Source organism: Nitrosomonas ureae, assembly GCF_900108305.1.
Classification (GTDB): domain Bacteria; phylum Pseudomonadota; class Gammaproteobacteria; order Burkholderiales; family Nitrosomonadaceae; genus Nitrosomonas; species Nitrosomonas ureae_B.
Genome location: NZ_FNUX01000021.1, coordinates 46,101 through 52,523, shown reverse-complemented (window position 1 = coordinate 52,523; position 6,423 = coordinate 46,101). Strand labels below are relative to the sequence as shown.

The 6,423-nt window shown below is 42.5% G+C and carries 7 protein-coding genes; 3 read left to right on the top strand and 4 right to left on the bottom strand.

Annotated elements, in window-relative coordinates; translation table 11 throughout:
* Window positions 1–82 precede the first annotated feature (82 nt).
* The 4 genes from C4S39_RS11365 to nadA all read right to left on the bottom strand — a co-directional run bounded on the left by C4S39_RS11365 (window position 83) and on the right by nadA (window position 4,308).
* Window positions 83–856 carry an HAD family hydrolase gene (locus tag C4S39_RS11365; RefSeq protein WP_103967110.1) on the bottom strand — a complete coding sequence of 258 codons (774 nt, stop codon included), beginning with the start codon at window positions 854–856 and terminating at the stop codon, window positions 83–85.
* 14 nt (window positions 857–870) lie between these two features.
* Entirely contained in the window at window positions 871–1,911 is a 1,041-nt protein-coding gene (locus tag C4S39_RS11360) for an L-threonylcarbamoyladenylate synthase (RefSeq protein ID WP_103967109.1), read from the bottom strand.
* 75 nt (window positions 1,912–1,986) lie between these two features.
* Window positions 1,987–3,138 carry a cardiolipin synthase ClsB gene (gene clsB / locus C4S39_RS11355; RefSeq protein ID WP_103967108.1) on the bottom strand — a complete coding sequence of 384 codons (1,152 nt, stop codon included), beginning with the start codon at window positions 3,136–3,138 and terminating at the stop codon, window positions 1,987–1,989.
* A 72-nt stretch (window positions 3,139–3,210) separates the two neighbouring features.
* Entirely contained in the window at window positions 3,211–4,308 is a 1,098-nt protein-coding gene (nadA, locus tag C4S39_RS11350) for a quinolinate synthase NadA (protein WP_103967113.1), read from the bottom strand.
* Between the two features lie 226 nt (window positions 4,309–4,534).
* Here nadA and lptC point away from each other — a divergent pair, with 226 nt between their 5' ends.
* The 3 genes from lptC to lptB are packed head-to-tail and all read left to right on the top strand — an operon-like array spanning window position 4,535 to window position 6,402.
* The gene (gene lptC, locus C4S39_RS11345) at window positions 4,535–5,098 is read left to right on the top strand and encodes an LPS export ABC transporter periplasmic protein LptC (RefSeq protein ID WP_103967107.1); all 564 of its coding nucleotides are present in this window, start codon (window positions 4,535–4,537) and stop codon (window positions 5,096–5,098) included.
* An 11-nt stretch (window positions 5,099–5,109) separates the two neighbouring features.
* Complete coding sequence (gene lptA, locus C4S39_RS11340; RefSeq protein WP_103967106.1) at window positions 5,110–5,640, top strand: lipopolysaccharide transport periplasmic protein LptA; 531 nt, start codon at window positions 5,110–5,112, stop codon at window positions 5,638–5,640.
* A gap of 39 nt (window positions 5,641–5,679) precedes the next feature.
* Window positions 5,680–6,402 (top strand): LPS export ABC transporter ATP-binding protein, encoded by a 723-nt coding sequence (gene lptB / locus C4S39_RS11335; RefSeq protein ID WP_103967105.1) that lies wholly within the window; start codon window positions 5,680–5,682, stop codon window positions 6,400–6,402.
* Window positions 6,403–6,423: the final 21 nt, after the last annotated feature.

Here is a 6,423-nt window from a genome sequence, read left to right as displayed (position 1 = left end):
CAGCGCCATTTTAACATCTTCGGTCGCTATGATCACTAACATACAGTGCATTTATAACTAATATCAAATGCTTAAGGGTTTTTCAGAATCGACTAATTAAATTATTGAGTATTTCATAATCTACCCATCCCTGAGTAATTGTTGTGCCTTGTATTTGAGTCAATGGTTTCGAAGGTTCGCCCAGATCAGACAAAACTGCAACAGCATCATTAAAGTTTTGTTGGCTGGTGTAGCCGCTTACCGTGATCAGAGTCGGGAGGAGTGCGGCTCGTGCTGATTTCAGGCCATTTTCTGAATCTTCTATTGCGATACACTGTTGCGCGGGTAAATCAAGTTGATTGAGAACCCAATGGTATATATCGGGTGCCGGTTTTTTCGATGGAACAATGTCACCGGCGCCAATGACGTCAAACCAGTCGATTGATTCTTCGCCTAATGTGGATTTGAGCAAGGAAGTGACATTTTCCATAGTTGTTGTAGTTGCGATTGCAAATTTTATTTTTTTTTGCCGTAATTCTTGAATTAACCGTGCAACACCGGGACGCAATGGAATATTGCCAGTTTCCATCAGTGATTCAAAGTATTTGGTTTTAGCTTTGTGCAGACTGGCGATCCAATTCGTCAGATCGTTTTTATTGAGCTCGGTAGGGGCAAAATTTTCCATAAAATAGCGAATTCGTTCTTTTCCGCCAGTAACTTCTAATAGCTTGCCATAAAGATCAATATCCCAATTCCAATCGAGATTGAATTGTTGAAATGCAGCATTGAAAGCAATGCGATGGCCATCTTGCTCGGTATCCGCAAGCGTGCCATCAACATCAAACAGTACAGCTTGCAATTTCTTCTGATTTTTCATTTTCTTGAGTAATTTCAGTTGTTGTCGGGTGAATGGTAACCGGCACGTTGCAGACGATCCGCTATGGCCAGCCAGCTGGGATGATCAGGGGGTGATTCTATCAGCATATAATCAAACTCTGCTTGATCAAACTGGCGTAATTTAGCATAAAGTTGTCGACCATAAGCGACCGGGTCTTCAGGCATGGAGAATTGCTCGATAAATTGATTTGAGAACTTTGGTTTGTCAGTATTCGACCAGGTAATGACCAGAACGCGCAAATTTTTTTCAGCCAGTATAAAAGCATGCTGCCATATTTGTGTATTCGAATACACTCTTAATGGTGTCGTTGGCGCATAATGTGCCGGTAATGATCCAGAAGTTCGGATTGACCGATTATTGATATGATGCGCAAGAATGACGGAGCTATTTAATGCCGCTTCAAGTGCTGATAACGTAATGCTGCCTGGCCGCAGTATTTGCGGTATTTCATCGTGAAAACTGACGATGGTGCTTTCCAGACCTACATCACAGGCTCCGCCATCAAGGATCATATCAACAGCGTTGCCTAATTCTTGATGAACATGTGCCGCCAAGGTTGGGCTGATGCGCCCAAAACGGTTAGCCGAAGGGGCAGCCAAGGCTTTTTCCGGTCCTAATGCGCGTAATAAAGCCAATGCTACGGGATGCGCTGGAAATCTGATCCCAACGGTGTCTTGCCCGCCGGTAACACTATCAGGAATGCGATCGCTGCGCGGTAGAATTAATGTTAAAGGTCCGGGCCAAAAATGATTGACTAATTTCCATGCTGAGTCCGGTATAGCTTGTGCCCAATAGTGCAGATGGGAAATACTGCCAATATGAACGATTAGCGGATGATTGGTAGGACGTTGCTTTATTGTGTAAATCTTGTCTATGGCGACTGGATTTGTCACATCGGCACCGAGTCCGTATACAGTCTCAGTCGGAAAAGCTACTGTACCCCCTGTACGCAAAATTTGAGCGGCAGCAATAATCTGATCCAGTTGAGCTGGAGATAAATCGGATTGTGTGAATGCGTGCTGTGTATGTTCCATTTACTTGATTTGATTGTTAGATGCAAATGAGACCTGATGTGATTGATAAGAAACTATAGTTTGCTGTCATGCCGATCATAAGCCCAGCATACCTTGCAACAAGCGCACGATATAGAAACATAGCCAATTTACTGCATAATTCCACTTGGAAAAAAAGTTTTTGTCTGTTGATATGACTAGGGTGGATTCTTGTGAAATTGCGGTTTTTAGGCTTGTTCTCAGTTCGTCGGCAAATTGATGGTCTGCGATGAAAACATTGGCCTCGCGCGCAAGAAGCAAACTGAAAGGATCAATATTGGATGAGCCCACCGTTGCCCAATATCGATCAATAACGGCTACTTTGGCGTGCAGATAACTGCGATTATATTCATGAATTTTTATGCCGGCTTGTAATAGATTCTCATATAACGCCTGAGTTGCATGGTGTTGCAGACGATATTCAATTCTACCTTGCAATAAGAGTTCTACATTCACACCTCGTTGAGCAGCATTTTTCAATGCATTACGGAACTTTCTTCCAGGCAGGAAATAAGCGTTGGCAATAATAATTTCGGACTGTGCTTGATTGATGCCCTTCAGGTAAGCGTGCTCAATATCGTGGCGATGGCGCCAATTATCGCGGATAACAAATGCGGCTTTCTGATTTCCGCAAGAATCGCTCACTGGTTTTATAGTGTTGGGAATGATCCAGCGTTTTTTAAAGTGCGCCCATGCGACTAACATCCATAAACGCTTCACGGCTTTATGGATCTGAATCAACAGCGGGCCTTTAATAGCAACAGCATAATCGAAGCGTGGTGTCAGTTTTTCGGGATTGTCCTGATCGTCAATGATGTTTATCCCGCCGATATAGGCGATTTGAGCGTCGATAAGTGTCAATTTGCGGTGCATTCGGCGCAGACGGTGACGGCGTGGCATCGAGAATATAAATTCTGGACGGAATATGAGTACCTTAATACCAGCTTGCAGCATAAGGCTTATTTCTGCCACGGGGAAGTTTTGTGAGCCAAATCCGTCGAATAACAGATGTACGGATACATCACGTTGTGCTGCGCGCTTTAAAGCAGCTATGATCCTTTTGCCAACGGCATCATATTCCAAAATATACGTTTCGATATGTATTTCAAATTGTGCCTTTTCTATTGCTGCTTCAAGTTCCGGAAAATATTCCTCACCATTATGCAAAAGAGTGATGAGGTTGCCTTCAACAAAATCAATATTTTTCATTGACGAATAAATTTCGTTGTAGATGCGGCAATCAGGTTTCCAGATTTATACTGCCGATATTGGGGCGCACGATTATGAGATCTTCAACATTCTATCCAATGCTAATCTTGCTTGCTTTGCGTCTTCCGGAGGAACTTTGATCTGATTTACGATATTGCCATTGACCAGGTTCTCCAACGTCCAGGCCAAGTGTTGCGGATCAATTCGTGCCATGGTTGAGCACATACACACCATGGGTGACATAAATTGAATGATTTTACCTTGGGATTTAAATTCTTCCGTAATCCGGCTGACCAGATTCAATTCGGTACCAACCAGCCAGCGTGTTCCATTTTTTGCTGCAGCGATAGTTTTGATAATATATTCGGTTGAACCGACATAATCCGATGCCTTGCAAACTTCATAATTACATTCCGGATGCGAAATGACAATGCCGTCAGGGTATTGATTGCGGAAACGGATAATATGCTGTGGTTGAAACATCTGATGAACGGAACAATGGCCCTTCCACAAAAAAATCTTTGCCTTAGTAATTTGTTCTGGTGTTAATCCGCCCATAGGTTCATCAAAATTCCACACGGGCATTTCGTCCAGTGGAATACCCAACTGATGTCCGCTCCAGCGACCAAGATGCTGATCAGGAAAGAACAGCACTTTTTCCCGTTGTTTAAAAGACCATTGCAATATTTTGCTGGCGTTGCTGGATGTGCAAACAATACCATTATGTTCGCCGCAAAAGGCTTTTAGATCGGCAGCAGAATTGATATAGGTGACGGGGGTAATTGTTTCGTCAGGATTCATGATTTCCGAGATTTCCCGCCATGCCCGTTCGACATTTGAGAGATTGGCCATATCTGCCATTGAGCAGCCGGCCGCCAAGTCGGGTAAAATTGCAACTTGTTCTGGGCTTGAGAGTATATCCGCAACCTCAGCCATAAAATGAACCCCGCAAAATACTAGATAATCGGCATCGGTCTGAGCGGCCAGAAAAGAAAGTTTCAAGGAATCGCCCGTCAGATCCGCATGCCGGTATACATCCGCACGCTGATAGTGATGAGCCAGGATCACGGCACGCTTACCCAGATTTCTTTTGGCTGCGATAATGCGTTGTGCGCACGTTTCATCCTGTAATTGATCATATTGCTCAAATTCAAATACTTTTTTGGGCATTGTCATGAGGTATTTTCCTAAAGATTTATTAAGTAATGTACAGCATTCTATTTGAATATGTGGATCCATCTATCAAATTAGAAGGTTTCTAGCGTAAAAGTTGCTGGAGTCAATACATTAAATGAGAATCAGTGTTCTGATATAATTTTGCAAGAGTATGTTATTAAAATTAATAATCGAGATAATCTGAATCCAGAATTCTGGAACTAAGTGCGAGTAATTTTGAATGAGTAAGCATTCCTATTTTAGCTCACCGCTAATTTTTTTCATTATCCTGATTCTGCTGACATTATGGTTGGATGTATTAACCATGCCGCCCGAGAAAAATAAGAATGATGATACTTACTTTAACCCAGACTATATTGTAGAAGATTTGTCCGGTATTCAAGTGGATCATGAGCAAGGCATTCAACGTGAATTTTCAGCGCAAAAACTGCTTCATTATCTGGATGAGAGAGTTACTCAATTGGAGCAAGCGAATTTTATTAGTATTGATCCGGGAAACCCTCTCATGCGTTTGTATGCTGATCAAGCTGAAATAAAAAATAAAGGAGCAGATATTTACTTGACAGGAAATGTATCAGCAACGAGAGGTGCTGATGATGACAAAAATAAAATAACGCTGAGTACTGATTTTTTATACCTCATTCCGGATGAAAATTTGGTAAGGACAGATCGGGCGGTAACCATTACAAAATTGAATACTATAATTCATGCGACTGGTCTGGAGTTCAACAATCGCATTGGAAAGATACAACTGCTGTCGAAAGTAAGTGCTGTTAATAACTGATTGATCAAATTATGAAGCTACTGGTAATCGTGTGTTTTTGGGGTGTATTCTTTATTTCCGCTGCTTGGGCTGAGCGAGCTGACCGTGAAAGGCCCATTCATTTGGAAGCGGATCGCGCGACTATAGAGGATGTGAATCGCAAAGAGGGAACACGGATCAGTATTTTTACCGGAAATGTAATTCTGACACAGGGAACCTTGCGTATTAATGCCGATAAAGTAATTATGAAAGAAGATTCGCAAGGGTTTCGGCATGCGACAGCCACGGGGGATCTTGTTAGCTTCCGTCAAAAACGCGATCGAATGAATGAATATGTAGAGGGTTGGAGTGAGCGAGCTGAATACGATAGTAAGACAGAAAAAATCGAATTATTTCGTCAAGCGCGACTAATACGCGGTGAAGATGAAGTGCTGGGTGATTATATTTCCTATGATATGAATAGTGAGTTTTTTCAAGTGATTGGCAGTAAAGAACGGGGTGTTGAGACAGGGCCCGATAAACGGGTACGGATAACCATTCAACCTAAAAATAAACCCGAATAGTTTAAGCTGCCCAGTTAAATACGGATGTAATTGCATGGTATGAGCGAGTTAAAGGCAAATAATTTAAAAAAACGGTATAAGTCGCGTACGGTCGTGGAGGATGTTTCCTTTTCACTCAGTAGCGGTGAGGTGATTGGTTTGCTTGGGCCCAATGGTGCTGGAAAAACAACCTGTTTTTATATGATTGTTGGTCTATTGCCTCTTGATGGCGGTGGAATCTATCTGGATGATCAGGATTTAAGCCTGTTGCAGATTCATCAACGGGCAAAGCTTGGATTAAGTTATTTGCCACAAGAAGCATCCATTTTCCGGCGTTTGACGGTTGAAGAGAATGTTCTGGCAGTATTAGAGTTGCAGGACCTGGATGAAGATGCAAAACAGAGGCATTTAGATGACTTATTACACGATTTGCATATCAGTCACTTGCGTAATAATCCTGCTATTAGCTTATCGGGGGGGGAGCGCCGTCGAGTTGAAATAGCTCGTGCTTTGGCATCGCAACCTCGTTTTATTTTGCTTGATGAGCCTTTTGCGGGGGTTGATCCCATTGCGGTTCTGGATATCCAGAAAGTGATTGCTTTTCTTAAGGAACGAAAAATCGGTGTGCTGATTACCGATCATAATGTCCGAGAAACATTAGGGATTTGCGATCGAGCTTATATCATTAGTGAAGGACATGTGTTGGCAAAAGGTCGGTCGGAAGAAATCATAGATAATGAAAAGGTCAGAGAAGTTTATTTGGGAGAGCATTTCCGATTGTAAGAAAAAGAAGGGATTGATGTT

Coding starts and splice junctions, on each gene's coding strand:
- C4S39_RS11365 (WP_103967110.1), bottom strand. CDS start 856: ATGAAAAATCAGAAGAAATTGCAAGCTGTACTGTTTGATGTTGATGGC.
- C4S39_RS11360 (WP_103967109.1), bottom strand. CDS start 1,911: ATGGAACATACACAGCACGCATTCACACAATCCGATTTATCTCCAGCT.
- clsB (WP_103967108.1), bottom strand. CDS start 3,138: ATGAAAAATATTGATTTTGTTGAAGGCAACCTCATCACTCTTTTGCAT.
- nadA (WP_103967113.1), bottom strand. CDS start 4,308: ATGCCCAAAAAAGTATTTGAATTTGAGCAATATGATCAATTACAGGAT.
- lptC (WP_103967107.1), top strand. CDS start 4,535: ATGAGTAAGCATTCCTATTTTAGCTCACCGCTAATTTTTTTCATTATC.
- lptA (WP_103967106.1), top strand. CDS start 5,110: ATGAAGCTACTGGTAATCGTGTGTTTTTGGGGTGTATTCTTTATTTCC.
- lptB (WP_103967105.1), top strand. CDS start 5,680: ATGAGCGAGTTAAAGGCAAATAATTTAAAAAAACGGTATAAGTCGCGT.